This window comes from Sinomonas atrocyanea, assembly GCF_030811715.1.
GTDB lineage: Bacteria > Actinomycetota > Actinomycetes > Actinomycetales > Micrococcaceae > Sinomonas > Sinomonas atrocyanea_A.
Window position 1 is genome coordinate 106028 of the sequence record NZ_JAUSRH010000007.1, and the last position, 19123, is coordinate 125150.

18 protein-coding genes and 1 pseudogene are annotated in these 19123 nt (G+C 70.7%); 10 read left to right on the forward strand and 9 right to left on the reverse strand.

What is annotated here, in order from left to right; all coding sequences use genetic code 11:
• Positions 1–22 precede the first annotated feature (22 nt).
• Entirely contained in the window at positions 23–1378 is a 1356-nt protein-coding gene (locus J2W21_RS12355; RefSeq protein ID WP_307114808.1) for an MFS transporter, read from the forward strand.
• A 67-nt stretch (positions 1379–1445) separates the two neighbouring features.
• On the opposite strand, the gene J2W21_RS12360 is transcribed toward J2W21_RS12355, so the two are convergent.
• The 3 genes from J2W21_RS12360 to J2W21_RS12370 form a co-directional block, all read right to left on the reverse strand.
• A complete protein-coding gene (locus tag J2W21_RS12360; RefSeq protein WP_307114809.1) occupies positions 1446–2336 on the reverse strand; it encodes a hypothetical protein in 891 nt (296 codons plus the stop codon).
• Between the two features lie 207 nt (positions 2337–2543).
• Positions 2544–3407, reverse strand: a complete 864-nt coding sequence (locus J2W21_RS12365) for an HNH endonuclease (protein ID WP_307114810.1) — start codon at positions 3405–3407, stop codon at positions 2544–2546.
• Positions 3408–3702: 295 nt separating this feature from the next.
• Positions 3703–3903: a hypothetical protein gene (locus tag J2W21_RS12370; protein ID WP_307114811.1), complete on the reverse strand. Its 201-nt coding sequence runs from the start codon at positions 3901–3903 to the stop codon at positions 3703–3705.
• Between the two features lie 72 nt (positions 3904–3975).
• Here J2W21_RS12370 and J2W21_RS12375 point away from each other — a divergent pair, with 72 nt between their 5' ends.
• From J2W21_RS12375 to J2W21_RS12385, 3 genes are all read left to right on the forward strand, one after another.
• Positions 3976–4821 (forward strand): SDR family oxidoreductase, encoded by an 846-nt coding sequence (locus J2W21_RS12375; protein ID WP_307114812.1) that lies wholly within the window; start codon positions 3976–3978, stop codon positions 4819–4821.
• Between the two features lie 69 nt (positions 4822–4890).
• Complete coding sequence (locus J2W21_RS12380; protein ID WP_307114813.1) at positions 4891–5193, forward strand: YciI family protein; 303 nt, start codon at positions 4891–4893, stop codon at positions 5191–5193.
• Positions 5194–5228: 35 nt separating this feature from the next.
• Positions 5229–5531 (forward strand): hypothetical protein, encoded by a 303-nt coding sequence (locus tag J2W21_RS12385; RefSeq protein WP_307114814.1) that lies wholly within the window; start codon positions 5229–5231, stop codon positions 5529–5531.
• Positions 5532–5550: 19 nt separating this feature from the next.
• On the opposite strand, the gene J2W21_RS12390 is transcribed toward J2W21_RS12385, so the two are convergent.
• On the reverse strand, positions 5551–6330 hold the full coding sequence (locus J2W21_RS12390; protein WP_307114815.1) for an isocitrate lyase/PEP mutase family protein: 780 nt from the start codon (positions 6328–6330) through the stop codon (positions 5551–5553).
• 120 nt (positions 6331–6450) lie between these two features.
• Here J2W21_RS12390 and J2W21_RS12395 point away from each other — a divergent pair, with 120 nt between their 5' ends.
• The 3 genes from J2W21_RS12395 (at position 6451) to J2W21_RS12405 (ending at position 9118) form a co-directional block, all read left to right on the forward strand.
• Positions 6451–6780: a hypothetical protein gene (locus J2W21_RS12395; RefSeq protein WP_307114816.1), complete on the forward strand. Its 330-nt coding sequence runs from the start codon at positions 6451–6453 to the stop codon at positions 6778–6780.
• Between the two features lie 74 nt (positions 6781–6854).
• Entirely contained in the window at positions 6855–8435 is a 1581-nt protein-coding gene (locus J2W21_RS12400; protein ID WP_307114817.1) for a succinic semialdehyde dehydrogenase, read from the forward strand.
• A 35-nt stretch (positions 8436–8470) separates the two neighbouring features.
• The gene (locus J2W21_RS12405) at positions 8471–9118 is read left to right on the forward strand and encodes a GntR family transcriptional regulator (RefSeq protein WP_307114818.1); all 648 of its coding nucleotides are present in this window, start codon (positions 8471–8473) and stop codon (positions 9116–9118) included.
• Positions 9119–9220: 102 nt separating this feature from the next.
• Here the strand turns inward: J2W21_RS12405 and J2W21_RS12410 are convergent, their stop codons facing one another.
• From J2W21_RS12410 to hxlB, 5 genes are all read right to left on the reverse strand, one after another.
• Complete coding sequence (locus J2W21_RS12410) at positions 9221–11740, reverse strand: GcvT family protein (protein ID WP_307114819.1); 2520 nt, start codon at positions 11738–11740, stop codon at positions 9221–9223.
• A 35-nt stretch (positions 11741–11775) separates the two neighbouring features.
• On the reverse strand, positions 11776–12633 hold the full coding sequence (gene purU / locus J2W21_RS12415; protein WP_307114909.1) for a formyltetrahydrofolate deformylase: 858 nt from the start codon (positions 12631–12633) through the stop codon (positions 11776–11778).
• A 190-nt stretch (positions 12634–12823) separates the two neighbouring features.
• Entirely contained in the window at positions 12824–15121 is a 2298-nt protein-coding gene (locus tag J2W21_RS12420; RefSeq protein ID WP_307114820.1) for an FdhF/YdeP family oxidoreductase, read from the reverse strand.
• Positions 15122–15191: 70 nt separating this feature from the next.
• Complete coding sequence (gene hxlA / locus J2W21_RS12425) at positions 15192–15815, reverse strand: 3-hexulose-6-phosphate synthase (RefSeq protein WP_307114821.1); 624 nt, start codon at positions 15813–15815, stop codon at positions 15192–15194.
• A 50-nt stretch (positions 15816–15865) separates the two neighbouring features.
• Complete coding sequence (hxlB, locus tag J2W21_RS12430; RefSeq protein ID WP_307114822.1) at positions 15866–16462, reverse strand: 6-phospho-3-hexuloisomerase; 597 nt, start codon at positions 16460–16462, stop codon at positions 15866–15868.
• Positions 16463–16602: 140 nt separating this feature from the next.
• Here hxlB and J2W21_RS12435 point away from each other — a divergent pair, with 140 nt between their 5' ends.
• From J2W21_RS12435 to J2W21_RS12445, 3 genes and pseudogenes are all read left to right on the forward strand, one after another.
• A complete protein-coding gene (locus J2W21_RS12435) occupies positions 16603–17940 on the forward strand; it encodes a helix-turn-helix transcriptional regulator (protein ID WP_307114823.1) in 1338 nt (445 codons plus the stop codon).
• Between the two features lie 192 nt (positions 17941–18132).
• A pseudogene (locus J2W21_RS12440) lies at positions 18133–18216 on the forward strand (MBL fold metallo-hydrolase); the annotation flags it as partial.
• Between the two features lie 89 nt (positions 18217–18305).
• Positions 18306–19118, forward strand: coding sequence for an IclR family transcriptional regulator (locus tag J2W21_RS12445; RefSeq protein WP_307114824.1), 813 nt, complete (start codon positions 18306–18308; stop codon positions 19116–19118).
• Positions 19119–19123 lie beyond the last annotated feature (5 nt).

Sequence of the window (19123 nt, forward strand, 5' to 3'; positions counted from 1 at the left end):
CTTCATTGCCCAGGAGCTTCCTTTGCTGTCTCAAGCATCCAAGAACACCCACCACGAGCCTTCGGTCAAGGCGGTGCGTCCGCGTGGCAAGGCCCGCTGGAGCGTCGCGCTGCTGATGGGCTTCGGCATCCTCATCAACTACGTGGACCGCCTCTCGATCTCCGTCACCCAGGGCCCGCTCACCAAGGAGTTCGGCCTGACCGCGATCGAGTTCGGCGTCCTCTCCTCGGCGTTCCTGTGGTCGTACGCGATCATGCAGATCCCCTCCGGGATGCTGCTGGACCGCTTCGGGGTCAAGAAGGTCTGGGGCGCCAGCGCCGTGCTGTGGACCGTGGCCTCCGTCCTGACGGCCATCGCCTCCGGCGCCTGGGTGATCGTCCTCGCCCGAGTCTTTCTCGGCGTCGCCGAGGCGCCCGCCTTCCCCGGGGCGATGAAGGCGACCGGGCTGTGGTTCCCGCGGCACGAGCGCGGGCTCTGCACGGCGATCTTCGACAGCGGGACGCGCCTGGCGAACGTCCTGGGCCTGCCGCTCATCGCGTTCACCGTCGCCACGTGGGGCTGGCGCGAGGCCTTCTGGCTCCAGGCGGTCCTCTCCCTCGTGTTCCTGGGCGCCTTCCTCTGGCGCTACACCGGCCCCAAGCACAAGCTCGCCAAGGGCACGCTCTCGGCCGAGGAGTACCGCTACATCATCGACGGCGGCGCGACAAGCGAGGACGTGCGCCCCGCGAGCGACTGGAGGACCATCGGGTACCTGCTGCGCCAGCGCAAGGTGTGGGGGCTCTCGCTGGGCCTGGCCGGCGCGGGCTACGTGCTGTGGATGCTCCTGACCTGGCTGCCCGGCTACATGCAGACGAGCATGAACCAGAGCGTGCTCCAGAGCGGCATCTACGCGGCCGTCCCCGCCCTGGCGATGTTCGTCTCAGAGCTCACGATCGGCGGCTGGTGGGTGGACCGCGTGATCGGCCGCGGCGCTAACCCGGACAGGATCCGCAAGGGCGTGCTCGTCGCCGGCATGATCGTGGCCCTCTTCACCGTGGGCGCCGCGTTCAGCAACTCTCCCCTCGTGGCGATCACGTGGATTGCCATCGGCAGCGCCGGGATCGCCCTCGTCTACGTGACCAGCAATTCGCTCCCGGCCCTGATCGCCCCCGAGGGCAGCGCGGGCTCCCTCGCGGCGATCGTCAACTGCGTGAACCTGCTCGCGGGCGTCGCGGCCCCGATCGTCACCGGCTTCATCGTCGACGCGACCGGGCACTTCGTCTATGCGTTCATCATCGGCGGCATCGCCCTCATCGGCGGCCTGGCCTCGTACCTGCTCCTCATGGGCCGGATCGAGCCGATCCCCGCACCGCCCGTGACCGTCGCGGCAGAGGACTGACCGGCGCGTTCACCGCACCACGCACGACGGCGGCCCCGCACCTTCCCGGTGCGGGGCCGCCGCTGCGTCACGCCGCCTGCAGGGCGTCCTCGACGCGCTCCATGACGGTCTCGAACCGCCGGAGCAGGACCTCCTGCCGGCTCGCCGGCCAGTGCGAGTAGACGAGGCCGATGCTGACCACCCCGCGCGGGGGAACCTCGAAGTGGGCGTAGAGCTCGCCGTCCGGGGAGCGGCCCAGCTCGGTGCCCTCGCCAGCCTCGACCTCCTCGACCGAGTCCGGAACGAGGAACACGGCGGCGCTGATCTGGCCGAGCAGGAACTCCTGTGCACCCTTCCCGAGCCGCTCCACGGGCAGCAGTCCCGCGGTCTCGGCGGAGAGCAGTCCGTCGCTGAGGACGAAGACGAAGCCGCCCGGAGTGCTCACGAGGGCGCCGTTGAGCTCGACGGATTCGGCGTTGCCCTGCGGGACGATCATGAACCCGGGCAGCAGGACCGACTCGTCCATGTACAGCTCGCGGTTGAAGGCCGGGTCCGACGCCGCGGCGAGCTCGAGCGCCGCACGCATCATGAGCGGCTCGGCCTTGGCCTCCACGGACAGCAGCGGGTCCTCCCAGGCCGCCTCCTCGGACTCCTGGGCCATCTCCTCGAGCGCCTGCTCGGCCGCGGGCATGTGCCGCAGGACGAGGCGCGCGGACTCCTCGGCGCCGAACAGCACCGCGCCGGCGCCGAGCAGCGCGACCACGGCATCCCGGGTGGAAACCTGCGGGCCCAGCTGCCCCTCGAGCAGCTCGACCACGCGCAGCGCCCCCGCTTGGTCCAGGACGCAGCCTGCGGCCTCGCCGGTGCGGCGGCCGGGCGGGAGCGCGCAGGCCTCGGCGAGCACGGCGGCGAGCCCGTCGGGCACGCCCGCGCCGACGAGCCGCAGTGCCAGGGTCAGGCCCGGTGGAGTGGTAGGCATCCATCAATCCTCCCGGGGCCCGCGGGGCAGGGTCAACTGAGGAGGCGCCGGATGACGGCTGCGCGGCGGTTACGCAGAGCCGGCACCCGGTGGTTGAGCGGTGTCGAAACCCGGTGGTTGAGCGAAGTCGAAACCCGCGCTCGACGGCCGCCCCGCCCCCTGCGGCACAAGGTCACCCCTTCGCCTTGGGGCGGTCTGAAGACTTGGCTAACCGGCTCTGAATCTGTCCCACGCCATCTCGAGCAGGTCTTGCCGCGGACGGTGGCCCCTAGACCGGGGAACGGACATCAGCGGACGTCCGTGCATTTCCTGCAGACCATACTTAAGCATCGGACCGTCGACTTCCTGAAGGAGATCTGCCTTGATCTGAACCACTAGATCGGGCCGCACACCGAGTAGGTGCGCATCGAAGGCCGCATGGTGGATCTTGCACATGGCCATCCCATTCACGACTGACGCAATACCCTCTTCATCACGGTCCGGCACGATGTGTGCCGCATCCAGCAATGGAGCGTGGCCAAGGTTGCACACTGCGCACCGTTGGTTATATGCAAGCAGGACCTGGCTCCGGAAAATACCTTGGAAAAGGCGATGACGCTTCGTGACATCGAGGTATCTCCTGATGTGTTCCTCCGCATAGCTGTCGGAACCAAGCTCTGCGGCGTCCGCGCTCACCAAGAACTGGTGCTGGTCATATTCCTCGCCGACCACGTAGACAGGGAAGTAGGGCTGAAATAATCCCTTTGAGATTCCCACGAACCAGATGAGCGGAACTCGTTGTTCCATTGCTGCCCGAAGTGCACGGTTGGTCGCCTCTAGCGGATCAGTCCCGTTCCACTTGTACCGAAGCAGAATGTCTGTGCCGTAGACCCCATCGTCGTAAGGCCGCTCCGCCCCCTCCGGACGATACGTCGTCGTGATCGAGAGAGCGGCACCGAAGCCCGCAGGTTTCCAGATGCCCTTTACGCGGTCCTTCAACGGCAGGCGCTCCCCATTTAGCGTGAAGTCTCGGAGTTCCGCCCACGGCAGCGCGCCCGCTCCGTCATGAGTTCGGACAGCGAGCCATTCCATGACTTGCGCCCGAATGGAATCCTCTTCCAGCCCAAACCTCGTGATCATGAGGCGACCACCCCGAACCGCCCCCGCGCAAGGACGCGCTCGTCTTCGCACACTTTTCCGGAATGCTCCTCGCACTCGAAACCGCATGCAGTGAAGCGCCGTGGGAGCAGTTCGGGGCGCAGAGTCTCGCGAAAACCGTCGGGCCTGCGGCCGTCTTCCTTTGTTCCCCGAAACATGCTCATAGGGCTCAGCCTATTAGCTGACTCCGACGTTCCTGGGCGGCACAGCCGTCTGCCCGGCTAAAGGGCTACCCCTGCCCCGCCTTCTTCTTCCGCTCCGCCTCCTCGCGGTGCCGGCGGATCTGCTCGTGGATGAGCTGCTCCTCCTCGGTGAAGCGGAGGGCGTTGGCGTCGTCGCCGGAGTCGCCGGGGCCGTCGGCCTCCTGGCGCGAGGGGTATTCGACCTCGTCGTCCGCCGGCTCTTGGCCGGGGTCGCGCTGCTCAGTCATGGCGACACTGTAGACCCGCTTCGCGCTCTTGTGGAGATAGCGCCCAACCGCTGTGCGGCTACGCTCAGAAGCATGGACGGCTCCCCTACCCTCGGCATCACCGGCGTCACGGGCACGATCGGCGGGCACGTGGCGCGCCTCCTCTCCGAGCGCGGCGAGCCCCTGGTGCTGCTCCCCCGGGACCCGGCGAAGGCACCCGAGCTGCCGCGCGCCGTCGTGCGCCCCGCCGACTACGGCGACCGGCGCCTCTGCGAGCGCTCGCTCGAGGGCGTCGAGACCCTGCTCATGGTCTCCGGCCGCGAGAGCGAGACCCGCCTGGACGAGCACCGCAGTTTCGTCGACGCCGCCGCGGCGGCGGGGGTGCGGCACGTGGTCTACACCTCGTTCATGGGCGCCGCCCCGGACGCGACCTTCACCCTGGCCCGGGACCACTTCGCCACCGAGGAGTACATCAAGTCCGCCGGCCTCGGCTACACGTTCCTGCGCGACTGCCTCTACGCGGACTTCCTCGAGGCGATGGTGGGGGACGACGGCGTGCTCCGCGGCCCCGCGGGCAACGGCGCCGCCGCGGTGGTCGCCCAGGCAGACGTGGCGCGCTGCGCCGCCGAAGTGCTCCTCGACCCTGCCTCCCACGCGGGCGTCACGTACACGCTCACGGGGCCCGAGGCCCTCACCATGGGCCAGATCGCGCACATCATCTCCGCGGTCCGCGGACGCACCGTCACCTTCCACAACGAGACGGTCGCCGAGGCCTACGAGTCCCGGAAGAAGTGGCCGGCCCCGGACTGGCAGTACGACGCCTGGGTCTCCACCTACACCGCGATCGCCGCCGGGGAGATGGAGCACGTCAGCGACGACGTCGAGACCATCACCGGCCGCCGCGCGATGAGCCTCAAAGAGGTGCTGCTGGCGCGGTAGGCGAATGTGCCCTTCTGGCGCGCCCGTGCCGGCGGTACGGTTACGGCAGGAGCGGCGGAAGGATCGGCCATGACTCGCTTCCTCATCACCTACCACGGCATGCCCTACCCCGCGCGCGAGGTCATCGAGCCCTTGCGGCGCGCCCTGCGCGAATGGACGGAGAAGTCCCTCGGGAGCGCCCTCGTGGACTTCGGCACGCCGCTGCTCCTCGGCGGCCAGCTCTCGGACGGGCAGGCCACGGACGCCGTGCAGATCGACGGCTACACGATCATCGAGGCCCGCGACCTCGCCGACGCCCGGGCGCTGCTCGCCGACCACCCCTACCTCGCCCGCGGCGGGACCATCCAGATCAACGAGTGCGTCGAGATCTGACCCGGGCCGGCGCCGAGCAGCGGAAGGAGCCCGTCATGACGCGCTTCCTCATCACCTACCACGACCTGCCCTACCCAGAGATGGAGGAGGTGGCCGGGGAGCGGCGCGACTTCCGGGCGTGGGCGGAGAAGGCCCTCGGCACGGCGATGGTGGACTTCGGCGCGCCGCTCTTCGTGGTGGGCCAGCTCGCCAAGGGCGAACCCGGCGCCCAGATGGAGGTGGACGGGTACTCGATCGTCGAGGCCCGCTCGGCCTCCGAGGTGCGGGCGCTCCTGGCGAACCACCCGTTCCTCGCCCTCGGCGCCACCATCCAGATCAACGAGTGCCTCGAGGTCTGAGCGCCGGCCGCCCCGGGGGTCAGTTCAGGGCCGGGGTGTCCTCGGGGATGACGCCGGAGCCGTAGAGGTCCTCGGCAAGGTCGCGGAGCGCCCGCAGCGCCACCCGCTGGGTGAAGGGCCCGTAGGAGATGCGCGCGACTCCGAGCTCCTGCATCTGGGCGGCCGGCAGCGCGCCGGGGGCGCCGATCACGGACAGCTTCCCCGCCCCGAGCCCCTCCACGAGGGGCTCGATGACCTCGCGGGTGAGCGCACCGGGGACGAACACCAGGGCGGCGCCGGCGTCGAGGAAGGCCCGCCCCCGCCGGATGGCGTCCTGGATGCTCTCCCCGACGGGGCGGCCGCCGCTCCGCACGAACGCGTCCGTCCGGGCGTTGAGCTGGAACTCGATCCCCTCGCCCTCGGCGGCCGCGGTGATCGCCTGCACCCGGGCCACGGCCTCCTCGAAGGGCCGGAGCCGGTCCTCGACGTTGGCGCCGACGACGCCGAGGCCGATCGCCCGGCGGATCGTCTCGGCGGGGTCGTCGTACCCGTCGTCGAGATCGGCGGTCACGGGCAGGTCGACGGCGTCGACGATCGCCTTCACGCCCGCGAGCGCGGTCTCGAGCGGCATCCCGCCGTCCGCGTACCCGTAGGAAGCCGCGATCGAGTGGCCCGCCGTGGCGATGGCCTTCGTCTCGGGCAGCCCGGCGATGGTGGCCGCGCTGACGGCGTCCCAGACGTTGACGACGCGGAGGATCTCCGGGGCCTCGTGCAGCGCCCTGAGGGTCTGCGCGCGCTCGGCAGTGGTGTTCGCAGCCATGCTTCTTCTCCTTCTCGAGACCGATCGGCACCACCAGCCTCCGGCATGGGAGGGCCGGGGCGCCAGCGGCGTCGCACGGTGGGGGCGATACGCTCTAGGGAAAGAAGGAGGCCAGAGAGCGTGATCCGGCGATTCCACGGCTGGCGCCCCACGACGCGCCGCGGACGGAATGCCCTCTTCTCCCTCGGCCTGATCGCGGTCTCCCCGATCCTCGGCTTCGTCGCCGCGGAGGCCGCCGTCAGCGTGCTGGGGGTGCCACCCTCCGACGCCGGCAGCTACCTCCTGTTCGCGATCGCGCTCACCACCGCCTTCATCGCCGGCGCCCACTGGGTGGCCGTCCTCCTCGGCGAGCGCTCGGAGCTGGTCCTGATGCTCGCGGTGGCCCTGACCGCGGCCGCCATCGCCGCCTTCCTCTACATCCCGCTCTCCAACTGGGGCCCGCTCTTCTAGAGCCGCTCGAGACCGGTGCACCAGTTGTTACCGATCAGTAGCTTCCGCGGGGGTGCGGCGCTACCCTCGTGTGCATGACCTCCCGGACGACGACGCCCGCCCCCTCCGCGCACCCCTCGCCTTCCGCCGGGGCCGCCGCCCCGGCCTTCGCCGACCTGGCCGCCCTCGCCACGGGCACCGGCCCCGAGATCGAGGTGAGGGCCCCGGGCGACGGCCGGCCGCTCGGCGTCGTGCGCCAGGCCTCCGCCGCCGAGATCGGGGCGGCCGTGGCCCGGGCGCGCGCCGCCCAGAAGGCCTGGGCGAGGACGCCCGCGAAGGTGCGGGCCGGCGTCGGCCGCCGCTTCGCCTCGCTCGTGCTCGACCGGCGCGACGAGATCCTCGACGTCATCGAGGCCGAGACCGGCAAGGCCCGGCTCGCGGCGCTCGAGGAGGTCATGGACGCCTCCCGCACCGCGGCCTACTACGCGCACACCGCCCCCGGGCTGCTCCGCCCGCGCCGGCGCGGCGGCGCGTTCCCCGTGCTGACCCAGACCACCGAACGCCGCCACCCCAAGGGCGTAGTCGGCGTCATCACTCCGTGGAACTACCCCTTCACGCTCCCGGCGAGCGACTCCGTTCCCGCCCTCCTCGCCGGCAACGCGGTGGTGATCAAGCCGGACGAGAAGACGCCGTTCAGCGCCCTGCTCACCCTCTCGCTCCTGCGCGAGGCGGGCCTGCCAGACGGCGTGGCCCAGGTGGTGGTGGGCGCCCGGGACGAGGCCGGCCCCGCGGTGGTGGAGGCGGCGGACTACATCATGTTCACCGGCTCGAGCGCGACGGGGCGCAAGGTCGCGGCGCGCTGCGGCGAGCGGCTCATCGGCTTCTCCGCCGAGCTGGGCGGGAAGAACCCCCTCCTCGTGCTCGCCGACGCGGACGTCCCCGCCGCCGCGGCGGGCGCCGCCCGGGCGTGCTTCGCCAACGCCGGGCAGCTGTGCATCGGCCCCGAGCGGATCTACGTGCACGAGGCCGTCAGGACGCAGTTCACCGAGGCGTTCCTCGACGAGGTCGGGCGCATGCGCGTGGCCGCCGGAGCGGGCTGGGACGCCGAGATGGGCTCGCTGATCTCCGAGGCCCAGCTGGAGAAGGTCCGGGCCCACGTCGAGGACGCGGTGGCCCGCGGCGCCCGGATCCTCGCCGGCGGCACGGCCCGGCCCGAGCTGGGCCCGTACTTCTTCGACCCCACCGTGCTCGCGGACGTGCCGGAGGGGGCGGCCCTGTGCCGGGAGGAGACCTTCGGCCCGGTCGTGGCGATCTACCCGGTGGCCTCGGACGAGGAGGCGATCGCCCGGGCCAACGACAGCGAGCTGGGGCTCAACGCGAGCCTGTGGACCCGGCCGTCCCGCGGCGCGGAGCTCGGGGCGCGCCTCGAGGCCGGCACGGTCAACGTCAACGAGGGCTACGCGGCGTCCTGGGGCTCCCTCGCCGCGCCGATGGGCGGCTGGAAGGCCTCGGGGGTGGGCAGGCGGCACGGGGCCGAGGGCCTGCTGAAGTACACCGAGGCGCAGACCGTCTCGGTGCAGCGGCTCCTGCGCTTCGCGCCGCTGCCCGGGATGTCCAACGAGCGCTACGCGGACCTGCTCACCGGCGCCGTGCGCGTGCTGAACCGCTTCCGCTGAGGGGGCTGGCCGGGCCGGTCTGATATATCTGGTACGTGGGAACTGCCAACGGTGCCGGCCGTACGCTGGCCGAGCACGCGTACGTGGAGCTGCGGGAGCGCATCATCGACATGCGGCTCCCGCCGGGGTCCGCGCTGGACGAGGACGCCCTCATGCGGGAGCTCGGTGTGGGCCGCACCCCCATGCGCGAGGCCGTGAAGCGGCTCGAGTCCGATCGGATGCTCACCGTCTACCCCCGCCGGGGGACCATCATCTCCGAGGTGAACATCAAGGACCTGCGCGCCATCTCGGACGCGCGCCGGGTGCTCGAGGCCTTCGCCGCGCGCAAGGCCGCCGAGCACGTGACCAATGACGACCGGGCCGTCCTGCGGGCGTGCCTGGCCGAGCTCGCGCATGAGGGCACGGGGTCGAACCAGGAGGCGATGACGCTCGACGAGCGCATCCACCGCGCCATCTACGCCACCATGCGCAACTCGTACGTCGAGGCGACGCTCGTCCAGTACTTCAGCCTGTCCCAGCGGATGTGGAACTTCGTGCTGGCCGGCCTCGCGCCGATCACCGGCAACGTCCACGAGCACGCCGAGCTCCTGAAGGCCATCATCGACGGCGATCCCGAGCGGGCGGCCAAGCTCGCCGAGGAGCACGTGACGCACTTCGAGGATCTGGTCCGCGCCGCGCTCTGAGCCTCTTCTTCGGACGACGGCGGGGCCGGCGGACGACGGCGGGCCCCGCCTCACCGGGGACGGTTCCGGTGGGGCGGGGCCCGCTGTGTGCCGCCGGGGAGGTCAGGCGCGGATCTTGGCCATCTCGGGGTCGACGAGCGGCTCGGCCTGGACCGTGGCGCGGATCCGGGTGCCGAAGTAGTCGATCTCGACGGAGTCGCCGACCTCGACCTCGCCGGGCAGCCAGGCGTAGGCCACGGGCTTGCGCACGGTGTGGCCGAACGCCGCGCTGGTGACGTAGCCTGCGGCCGTGCCGCCGACATAGACGGGTTCCTTGCCCAGCACGAGCGAGGTGCCGTCGTCGACCGTGAGGCAGCGGAGGCGGCGGGCCGGCGCCGTGCCCGCGGCGGCCTCGAAGGCGGCCTTGCCCACGAAGTCGCCCTTGGCGGGGCGGACGGCGAACTCGAGTCCGGCCTGCACCGGGTCGTGCTCGGTGGTCATGTCCGTGCCCCACGAGCGGTAGCCCTTCTCCAGCCGCAGGCTGTTGAAGGCGCTGCGGCCGGCGGCGATGACGCCGAACTGCGTGCCCGCGCCCCACAGGGCGTCCCACAGCTTCTGGCCGTACTCGGCGGAGGTGTAGATCTCCCAGCCGAGCTCGCCGACGTAGGAGAGGCGCATCATGCGCACGGGGATCCCCGCGATCGTGGTGGTCACGGCCCGGAAGTACTTCAGTCCCTCGTTGGTCAGGTCGGCCGGAGTGAGCGGCTGGACGAGGTCCCGCGCGCGCGGGCCCCACACGCCGACGCAGCACGTGCCGCCGGTGGTGTCGCGGACCTGGACCCACTCGGAGGGGGACGCGGCGGTCTGGTCCGCGGCCTCGCGGGTGAGGTAGTCGAGGTCCTGGCCGCCGTTGGCGCCGACCTGGAAGAGGTCCTCGCTGATGCGGGCCACGGTGAGGTCGCTGCGGATCCCGCCGGCCTCGGCGAGCATGAGGGTGTAGGTGACCGAGCCGATGCTCTTGTTGATCTGCCCGGTCGTGAGGCGCTGGAGGAGGGCGAGTGCGCCGGGTCCGGAGACCTCGAGGCGCTTGAGCGCCGTCATGTCGTACATCGCGACGTTCGTGCGGGTGGCGTGGGCCTCGGCCGCGGCGATGGGCGAGTCGAACTGCGCGGACCAGTCGTCGCGGGCCGGGGCCTGCCACTCTGCCGGGAGGGTGTCGAGGAGGCCGCGGTTGGCCTCGTACCACTGGGGGCGCTCCCAGCCCGCGGCCTCGAGGAAGAAGCCGCCCAGCTCGCGCTGGCGCGCGTGGAACGGCGAGACGCGCAGCCCGCGCGGGGACTGGCGGGGCTCGAGCGGGTGCTTGATGTCGTAGACCTCGACGAAGCTCTGCTTCGACGTCTCGAGCACGTACTCGTCCGTCAGCTGGATCTCCTCGAACCGGGCGACGTCGAGCTCGTGCAGGTCGGTGGCCGACTGGCCGTCGACGAGCAGCTCGGCGACGGCCTTCGCGACGCCCGCGGAGTGGGTGACCCAGACGGCCTCCGCGATGAAGAAGCCCCGGACCTCGGGAGACTCGCCCACGAGCGAGCCGCCGTCCGGGGTGAAGGAGAAGATCCCGTTGAACGCGTCGGCGATGCCGACCCCCTCGAGGCCCGGAAGGAGCTGCTTGGTGGCCTTGAAGGCCTGCTCGAAGTCCTCCGGGGTGAACTCCAGACGCGAGGGCATCGAGTGCTCGCCCATCTGCGTCCCGTCCACGGCCGGCAGCTCGTCGTAGCCGACCGCGATGGGGCGGTGGTCGTAGGAACCGATGCCGAGGGACTCGCCGTGCTGGCGGAAGTAGAGGCCGGCGTCCTGGTGGCGCAGGATCGGCAGCATGGCGCTGTTGCCGGTGCCGAGGACATGGCTGCCGCCGAGGGCGACGCCGTCGGCCTGCTCGGCGAGCTCGCGCACGGCGGTGGTCCTGACGTACTGGTGCGCCATCGGCACGAGCGGGACGCGCATGCCGACGAGCTCGCCGAGGGCGGGGCCCCAGAACCCGGCGGCGGAGATGACGATGTCCGCGGGCACCACGTCGTCGCCGGTGCGGACGCCCGTGACCCGGCCGCCCGCACGCTCGATGCCCGTGACCTGCACGCCGCCGACGAACTTCGCCCCGCGTTCCTGGGCCCGCTCGCGCAGGAGCTCGACAGCGAGGACCGACGAGGCGAGCCCGTCGCCGGGCAGGTGCAGGCCGCCCAGGACCAGGTCCTCGTCGATGAGCGGGTGGAGGGCCTTGGCCTCGGCCGGGTCCACGAGGCGCGCCTCGACTCCCCACGCGGTGGCCCAGCCGTGCCGGCGCTTGAGCTCGGCGAGCCGGCGCTCGCTCGTGGCGACCTCGAGGCCGCCCACGCGGTTGAAGGCCGCGAAGCCGGGGCGCTTCAGGGCGGCGAGCTTGCGGCCCGTGTAGGCCGCGAACTCGGTCATGGTCTTGGACGAGTTGGTCTGGAAGACCAGGCCCGGGGCGTGGGAGGTCGACCCGCCCGTCAGCGGGATCGGGCCCTTGTCGAGGACCGTGATGTCCGTCCAGCCCCTCGCGGTGAGCTCGTCGGCAGTGTTGGCGCCGACGATCCCGGCGCCGATGATGACAACGCGTGGTGAAGGCATGGCAGGGCTCCTTGGAGTTCGTGGAAGATCAGGGGTCAGGGGAAGACGATCGTGCGGTGGCCGCTGAGGAGGACCCGGTTCTCCGCGTGCCAGCGCACGGCGCGCGCCAGGGCCAGGGTCTCGGCGTCGCGGCCGACCGTGGAGAGCTCCTGCGGGGACAGGCGGTGGTCCACGCGGATGACCTCCTGCTCGATGATCGGGCCCTCGTCCAGGTCCGCGGTGACGTAGTGGGCGGTGGCCCCGATGTGCTTGACGCCGCGCGCGTGGGCCTGGTGGTAGGGCTTGGCTCCCTTGAAGCCGGGGAGGAAGGAGTGGTGGATGTTGATGGCCCGTCCCGCGAGCTGCCGGCACAGGTCGTCCGAGAGGATCTGCATGTAGCGCGCGAGCACCACAAGGTCCGCCGCGTACTCTTCCACGACGTCGAGCAGCTCGGCCTCGGCCCGCTGCTTGGTCTCGGCGGAGACGGGAATGTGGATGAAGGGCAGGCCCGCGGCCTCCGCCATCGGGCGCAGGTCCGGATGGTTGGAGACGACGGCGACGAGCTCGGCGGCGAGATTCCCGGCCTTCCAGCGGTAGATGAGGTCGTGGAGACAGTGGTCCAGCTTCGAGACCATCACGAGGACGCGTGGCGGCGCTGCCGGATGGAAGGTGAACTCCATGCCGAACTGCTCGGCGGTGTCGGCGAACTCCTCGGCGAGTCCGTCGGCGTCCACCGCGCCCTCAGAGCTGAAGGCCGTGCGCAGGTAGAGGGTGCCCTCCACTCCGTCGTCGAACTGCTGGTGCTCCGTGATGTCGAAGCCCCGCTCCATGAGGAACCGGGAGACGGCGTGCACGATCCCGCTGCGCTGCGGACACGAGAGCGTGAGGACCGCGGCGTGGCCACCTCCGGCCATGCCGTGGGCACCGGCACCGGCCGCACTCGGGCGGATGAGGGCTTCTGCGGTCATGGGGGCGTCCTTTCAAGGTGATGCGGGGTGGCCCGCTGCTACGCACCGACCAGCTGTTCATACAACTGATATATAAGACGGTAGTGGGGTCGCTCACGTTGGGTCAAGGGGTGCGAGGGGCCTCTTCCCCGCCGGGCTAGGAGCGCGTCTCGAAGCGGACCGTGACGGCCTTGTAGCCGGGAGTACTGGACTCGCGGGCGACGAGGTCCTTGTGGACCAGGACGTTGGCTTCGGGGTAGTAGGCGGCCGCGCACCCTCTGGCTGTGGGGTAGGCGACGAGCCTGAACGACTGGGCGCGGCGCTCGTCCCCGTTGAACACCGAGACGACGTCGACGAGTTCCCGGTCGGCGAAGCCCAGCTCCGCCAGGTCCTCCGGGTTCACCAGCACCACCTTGCGGGCGTTGGAGATGCCGCGGTAGCGGTCATCGAGGCCGTAGATCGTGGTGTTGTACTGGTCATGGCTCCTGAGGGTCTGCAGGATCAGGTGCCCGGGCGGGGCCGTGAGGCACTCCAGCGGGGACACGGTGAACCTTGCCCTGCCGATGTCTGTGGCGAAGGTGCGGGTGTCCCGTGGCGGGGAGGGCAGGACGAAGCCGTCCCTGCCCCGCACGCGGGCGTTGAAGTCCTCGAAGCCGGGGATGACCCGGGAGATGTGGTCGCGGATCACGTCGTAGTCCTCCGCCATGGCGCGCCAGTCGATCGGGTGGTCCTCGCCGAGGGCAGCCTGGGCCATGCGGGCGACGATGACGGGCTCGGCGAGGAGGTGCTCGGAGACCGGGCGCAGCCGGCCCTGGCTGCGGTGGACGACGGACATGGAGTCCTCTACGGTGACGAACTGGCGCCCCCGCGGGTGCCTGTCGTCGAGGTCGGTCCGGCCCAAGGTGGGCAGGATCAGCGAGGTGCGCCCGTGGGCGACGTGCGAGAGGTTCGGCTTGGTCGAGACGTGCACCGTCAGGCCAGTGCGCTTCAGGCCGGCCCTCGTGCTCTCGGTGTCCGAGGCTGCGGAGAGGAAGTTGCCGCCCATGGAGACGAACACGTCCACGTCCCCGGCCTCGAGCGCGTGCTGGGTCTCTACCGACTCGTAGCCGTGGTCACGCGGGAACGGAATCCCGAACTCGGCCTCGAGCGCGGCGATGAACTTCTCGGTGGGCTTCTCCCAGATCCCCATCGTCCGGTCGCCCTGGACGTTCGAGTGTCCGCGCACCGGGCACGCCCCCGCCCCGGGCTTCCCGAAGTTCCCCTGGAGCAGGAGCAGGTTCACGATCTCCTTGAGCGTGTTCACCGAGTGCGGCTGCTGCGTCAGCCCCAGCGCCCAGCAGATGATCGTCGCCTTCGAAGCGATCATCATGTCCGCGACCGTCTCGATCTGGGCCCGCGACAGCCCAGTTGCCCGTTCCGTCGCCTCCCAGTCGAGGGTGCGCCGGGCGGCGGCATACTCGGCGAAGCCGAGGGTCTGTGCCTCGACGAAGGAACGGTCGACGACGGAGCCTGGGTCACGATCCTCGGCCGCGAGGAGGAGGTGGCCGAGGGCCTGGAACAGGGCCAGATCCCCGCCGACCTTGATCTTGAGGAACTCGTCCGCGATCGAGACCCCGTCCCCGATCACCCCGCGCGGGGTCTGGGGGTCCTTGAAGTTCAGCAGCCCGGCCTCAGGCAGCGGGTTCACCGCCACGACCTTCCCGCCGTTCCCCTTGCACTCGGCCAGCGCCGAGAGCATGCGAGGGTGGTTCGTCCCCGGGTTCTGCCCCACCACCAGCACCAGCTCGGAGTGGTGGATGTCCTCCAGGGACACCGTGCCCTTGCCCACCCCGATGGTGGGGCCGAGCGCGAATCCGGAGGACTCGTGGCACATGTTCGAGCAGTCCGGGAGGTTGTTCGTGCCCAGCGACCGGGCGAAGAGCTGGTACAGGAACGCCGTCTCGTTCGCAGTGCGCCCCGAGGTGTAGAAGACGCAGCGATCAGGAGTCGTGGCCCGGAGGTGCTCGGCGATGAGGTCGAAGGCCTTCCCCCACGACACGGGCGAGTAGTGCCTCTCCCCCGGCCGGATCACCATCGGCTCGGTGATCCGGCCACGGGAGCCGAGCCAGAACTCGCTCCTGCCCTCGAGCTCGGCGATCGGGTGCGCCGCCCACCACTCGGGGGTGACCGTGCGCACGGTGGACTCCTCGGCAATCGCCTTCGCGCCGTTCTCGCAGAACTCCGCCGGCTTCCGCCGCCCGGTGGTCGATTCAGGCCATGCGCACCCAGGGCAGTCGAAGCCGCTGCGCTGGTTGATCCGCAGCATCCCCCGCATCGTCCGGGCAGCGCCGGCCTGGGCGAAGCCCCGCTGGAGGGCCACCGCGACCGCCTTCACCCCCGCCGCGGCGGTCTTGGGCTCATGCACCTCGAGGGCGCCCTCATCGACATCGTCCAGATCGGGATTCTTCGTGAACAACGGGCAGCCTTTCAGCGGTCCAGGGGCTTCGGGGAGGAGGTCAGCGAGCGGGGGATGCCGCGGGTCGCGGTCAGACGATGGCCGCCTTGAGCCTGCGGGCAGCCTCGGCAGGATCGTCGGCGCCGTAGATGGAGCCGCCGGCCACGGCGACGTCCGCGCCGGCGCGCTGGACGGAGGCGATCGTGTCCGCATTCACCCCGCCGGCCACCGAGAACGGAACACGGGCCACCTCGCCGGCGGTCAGCAGAACGCTGAGGTCATAGCCGGGCTTGGCCTGCTCGTCGAGCCCGGCGTGGAACTCCACGTACTTGGCCCCGAGCTGGCGTGCCTCCTTGGCGCGGGCGACCTTGTCGGAAACGCCGATGAGATCCACGACTACGCCCTTGTTGTGGGCGCGGGCGGCCTTGACGGCGCCCGCGATGGTCGAGTCGTCGGCACCGCCGAGCACCGAGACGAGGTCGGCCCCGGCCTTGAAGGCGAGCTCGGCCTCGAGCTCGCCGGCGTCCATGGTCTTGAGGTCGGCGAAGACGACCTTGTCCGGATGCGCTTCCTTGACCGCGGTGACAGCCGAGAGTCCCGCGTTCTTCACGAGCGGTGTGCCGAGCTCGATGATGTCGACGTGGTCCGCGACCTGCGCGGCCAGCGTGAGCGCCTCGTCGACGGTGAGCACGTCCATGGCGACCTGCAGCTTCATAGTGTTCTTCCTTCTGTTGTGCTGGGTGCGGGTGGGGGGCTTGAAAAGGGCTATTCGATGTTGGCGTGGCGCAGCCACAGCTCCTCGGCCGGCGTCCCATCTGCCTCCCAGAGGCTCTGGAAGACGGCCTCGGTCGCCACGAGCAGCACCTGCTCGAAGAGGCTTCCGGAGTACTGCTGCGAGGCACTGTCGCCGTGGTCGGTCTTGCGTGCGGCGGGGACGGTCACCACCGCGTCCGCCCGCTGGCCCAGCGGCGACTCGCGATCGGTGGTGAACGCCGCAATCCGGGCACCGACCGCGGCAGCGGTGCTCGCCGCCTTCACCACGCTGGAGGTCGTTCCGGACCCCGAGGCGGCGATGAGCAAATCTCCCGAGCGGACGGCCGGCGTCGTGGTGTCCCCGGCGACGTGAACGTCGAGGCCGAGGTGCATCAGCCGCATCGCGGCCATGCGGAGCACGAGTCCGCTGCGTCCTGCACCGGCCAGGAAGATCCGCGGCGTGTCCGAGATCAGCTGCGCCACCGCGGCCAGTTCCCCGCGGTGCAGCGCGCTGGCCGCTCTGAAGACCTCGCCCTGGACGAGGCCCAGGCTCCGGTGGACGCCGTCTGCGGTGACCCGGCGCAGCGGTGAAAGGGTTTCAGCACTCATGGATCCTCCAACCTGTTGGGGGCCGCGCACGCGGCCGAGGGGGCTGGATCCAGCATTCCGCCACCCAGAAGGGCGGGGAACTGCCTTCTCGGACGGTCTTGCCCACCCCTTCGGGTAGGTGGTGGGCCTAGACTGGCGCGATGCAGTCCCCCTTCGGCGGCTTTCCCGCCCACGATGCTGCGCCCGGCGAAGCCCTGGCCCTCCTGGAATCGGCCACCACGTTGGCAGAGGCCCCGCTCCTGCGGATCGCTGAGGCGCTCCGCAGAGCCCTTGCCCCCTACGTGCGCTGCTCCGCGCTCGTCATCTTCACCGAGGACTGCACGGGGCGGCCGCAGAAGAAGGCCGGGGCCGAGCACATCATCAGCCACGCCACCCTGGAGGAGCTCGACGCCATCCGCTCCTCGCTCCCCGATCTCGTGCCACGCAGGAGTGAGGAGCTGATCGCGGGCGAGCGACGCACAGTCCTGGCAGCGCGGTCGGCGACGAACGCACTGCTCGTCCTGACGGATCCACAGCCCACCGGGCAGGGACCCGAGCACGGTCGCCCTCTTGGCGAGCATGCGGGCGGGGTGTTCTCGCGGCTATGGCACCTCGCAGCGGTGCGGATCCGCGACAAGGTGGCCGAGGCAACGCCCTCGTACTTGCGGGAGTCCAGGGCGGCGTCCGCCGAACGCGCGCGCCTGACCGCCGAGCTCACCGACGCCCACTCGACCACCCTCGAGACGATTCTGGCCGCCCTACGGTCATCGCACCATTCCGACGAGGCGGCCAGGCGCACGGCAACCGACGTCGCCGCCACAGCCCTCGTGCGGCTTCGCGCCTCCGCCGACCGGACGGCGGCTCTGCTGGAGGAACCCGTGGCCATGGCCTTCGAGCGCCTCCGCGGGGACCTGCGCCCACTCGAGAGGTTCAGCGGCATCTCCCTGCAGTTCGTCGAACCACCCGTCGACGGACGGGCGCTGCCCGGCGAAGTGGCACATGCCGCGCGGGCCATCGTCCGCGCGCTCGTACTGGCCATGGTCGAGCAGGACGACGTCCACCGTGTTCGGATCCAGTGGGGATGCGACGGCACGAACCTGCTCGTGGACATCCGGGACGACGGCAAGGGCAGCCTCTCCCTCGCGGAGGACGGCCTCCGTCGCATCGAACAACGTGTCCAGGCCCTCGACGGGCAGCTGCGGCTGGAGGTCATGGAGGGCTGGGGCGCCGACGTGTTCGTCTCCCTCCCCCTCGACCCGCCGTCACCGCGGCACTCCCACGGTGACGCGGCACGATGGGGCCTCGGGGAACGCGAGGAAGAGGTCCTCCGGCTCCTGGCGGCTGGGCTGCGCAACCGAGACATCGCCCGGGAGCTGAAGGTCTCCGAGAACACGGTCAAGTTCCACCTGCGCAATCTGTTCCGCAAGCTCGGGGTCAGCTCGCGCGCCGAGGCGGTGGCCCTCACCAGAGGCAGCCCGTCCGCACCCAAAGTGATCTAGCTCACAAAGATTGGCGGGAGCGCAGTGGGCTGTGGGCATCATGTCCCATCTACCCCCACACGACCGACTGGAGGTTCCCCATGACCGAAACCGCCCTTGGGACGCAGATCCATGAGGTGAGGGGCGTGGTGGTGCGCTCGAAGGGTGCCCCGGCGGCGGTGGAGACGATCCTGGTGCCGGATCCGGGCCCGCACGGTCAACACCGGCCACGGCGACCCGACCACGATCGGCACCGAGGCCCCCCACCTGCAGGAATGGATCGACCGCGGCCACTGACCGCCAGCCCCCCCCCAGGCACGCTGCCTGTGGGGCGGCTCACTCGAAAGCACACGGTCTGGCAGAATCAGCCCATGGGGAACCCATTAGTGTCTGATGACCCAGACGAGGCGCGCTCCACCAACGGCGTGCAGGCCGTGGAACGGGTCGTCAGGGCCTTGGAAATCCTCGCCCAGGAGGGCAGCGCCACGGTGGGCGACATGGCCGAGCGCATGGCTGTCCACAAGTCCACGGCCTCGCGCATCCTCGGCGCCCTCGAGTCCCACGGCTTTGTGCAGCAGAGCAGCCGGCGCGGCAAGTACCAGCTCGGAGTCGGCCTCCTGCGGATCGCGAGCTCCATCCCCCGCCGCCTCAGCCTTGTCCACGCCGCACGGCCTGTGCTCGAGGACCTCGCCCAGCAGTATGGCGAGACCGTAAACCTCGCGGTGCGCCGCGACGTCTATGCAGTGAACGTGGACCAGGCGATGGGCTCAGCCAACCTCGCGAGCTTCGACTGGATCGGCAGCCTGACCCCTCTCCACTCGACGTCCAGCGGCAAGGTCTTCCTCGCCTACCTCCCCGCGAACGAGCGGGAGCAGCTCCTCCAGCGGGTCGAACTGACCTCCTTCACGCCGCGCACGCTCGGCCGAGAAGGGCTCGTGAAGGAGCTGCCCGGCATCGTGCGCCAGGGCTACGCCTCGACGCACGGCGAACTGGAGGAGGGCCTCAACGCGATCGCGGCGCCCGTCTTCGGGCACACGGGCGACGTGATCGGCGCCGTGAGCCTCTCGGGCCCCGCCTTCCGCTTCGACCCGGCCACAGATCCCGGGATGGTGGACGCGGTGGTCAGGGCAGGGGCGGAGATCACCGAGCTCATGGGTGGTCCGGCCTCCCAGGATCGGTCCCGGGAGGCCGGACGCTGAGCTTG

Excerpts from the sequence above, each read along its gene's own strand:
- J2W21_RS12360 (WP_307114809.1), bottom strand. The coding sequence starts at position 2,336 with ATGCCTACCACTCCACCGGGCCTGACCCTGGCACTGCGGCTCGTCGGC.
- J2W21_RS12365 (WP_307114810.1), bottom strand. The coding sequence starts at position 3,407 with ATGGAATGGCTCGCTGTCCGAACTCATGACGGAGCGGGCGCGCTGCCG.
- J2W21_RS12370 (WP_307114811.1), bottom strand. The coding sequence starts at position 3,903 with ATGACTGAGCAGCGCGACCCCGGCCAAGAGCCGGCGGACGACGAGGTC.
- J2W21_RS12375 (WP_307114812.1), top strand. The coding sequence starts at position 3,976 with ATGGACGGCTCCCCTACCCTCGGCATCACCGGCGTCACGGGCACGATC.
- J2W21_RS12380 (WP_307114813.1), top strand. The coding sequence starts at position 4,891 with ATGACTCGCTTCCTCATCACCTACCACGGCATGCCCTACCCCGCGCGC.
- J2W21_RS12385 (WP_307114814.1), top strand. The coding sequence starts at position 5,229 with ATGACGCGCTTCCTCATCACCTACCACGACCTGCCCTACCCAGAGATG.
- J2W21_RS12390 (WP_307114815.1), bottom strand. The coding sequence starts at position 6,330 with ATGGCTGCGAACACCACTGCCGAGCGCGCGCAGACCCTCAGGGCGCTG.
- J2W21_RS12400 (WP_307114817.1), top strand. The coding sequence starts at position 6,855 with ATGACCTCCCGGACGACGACGCCCGCCCCCTCCGCGCACCCCTCGCCT.
- J2W21_RS12410 (WP_307114819.1), bottom strand. The coding sequence starts at position 11,740 with ATGCCTTCACCACGCGTTGTCATCATCGGCGCCGGGATCGTCGGCGCC.
- purU (WP_307114909.1), bottom strand. The coding sequence starts at position 12,633 with ATGGCCGGAGGTGGCCACGCCGCGGTCCTCACGCTCTCGTGTCCGCAG.
- hxlA (WP_307114821.1), bottom strand. The coding sequence starts at position 15,815 with ATGAAGCTGCAGGTCGCCATGGACGTGCTCACCGTCGACGAGGCGCTC.
- hxlB (WP_307114822.1), bottom strand. The coding sequence starts at position 16,462 with ATGAGTGCTGAAACCCTTTCACCGCTGCGCCGGGTCACCGCAGACGGC.
- J2W21_RS12435 (WP_307114823.1), top strand. The coding sequence starts at position 16,603 with ATGCAGTCCCCCTTCGGCGGCTTTCCCGCCCACGATGCTGCGCCCGGC.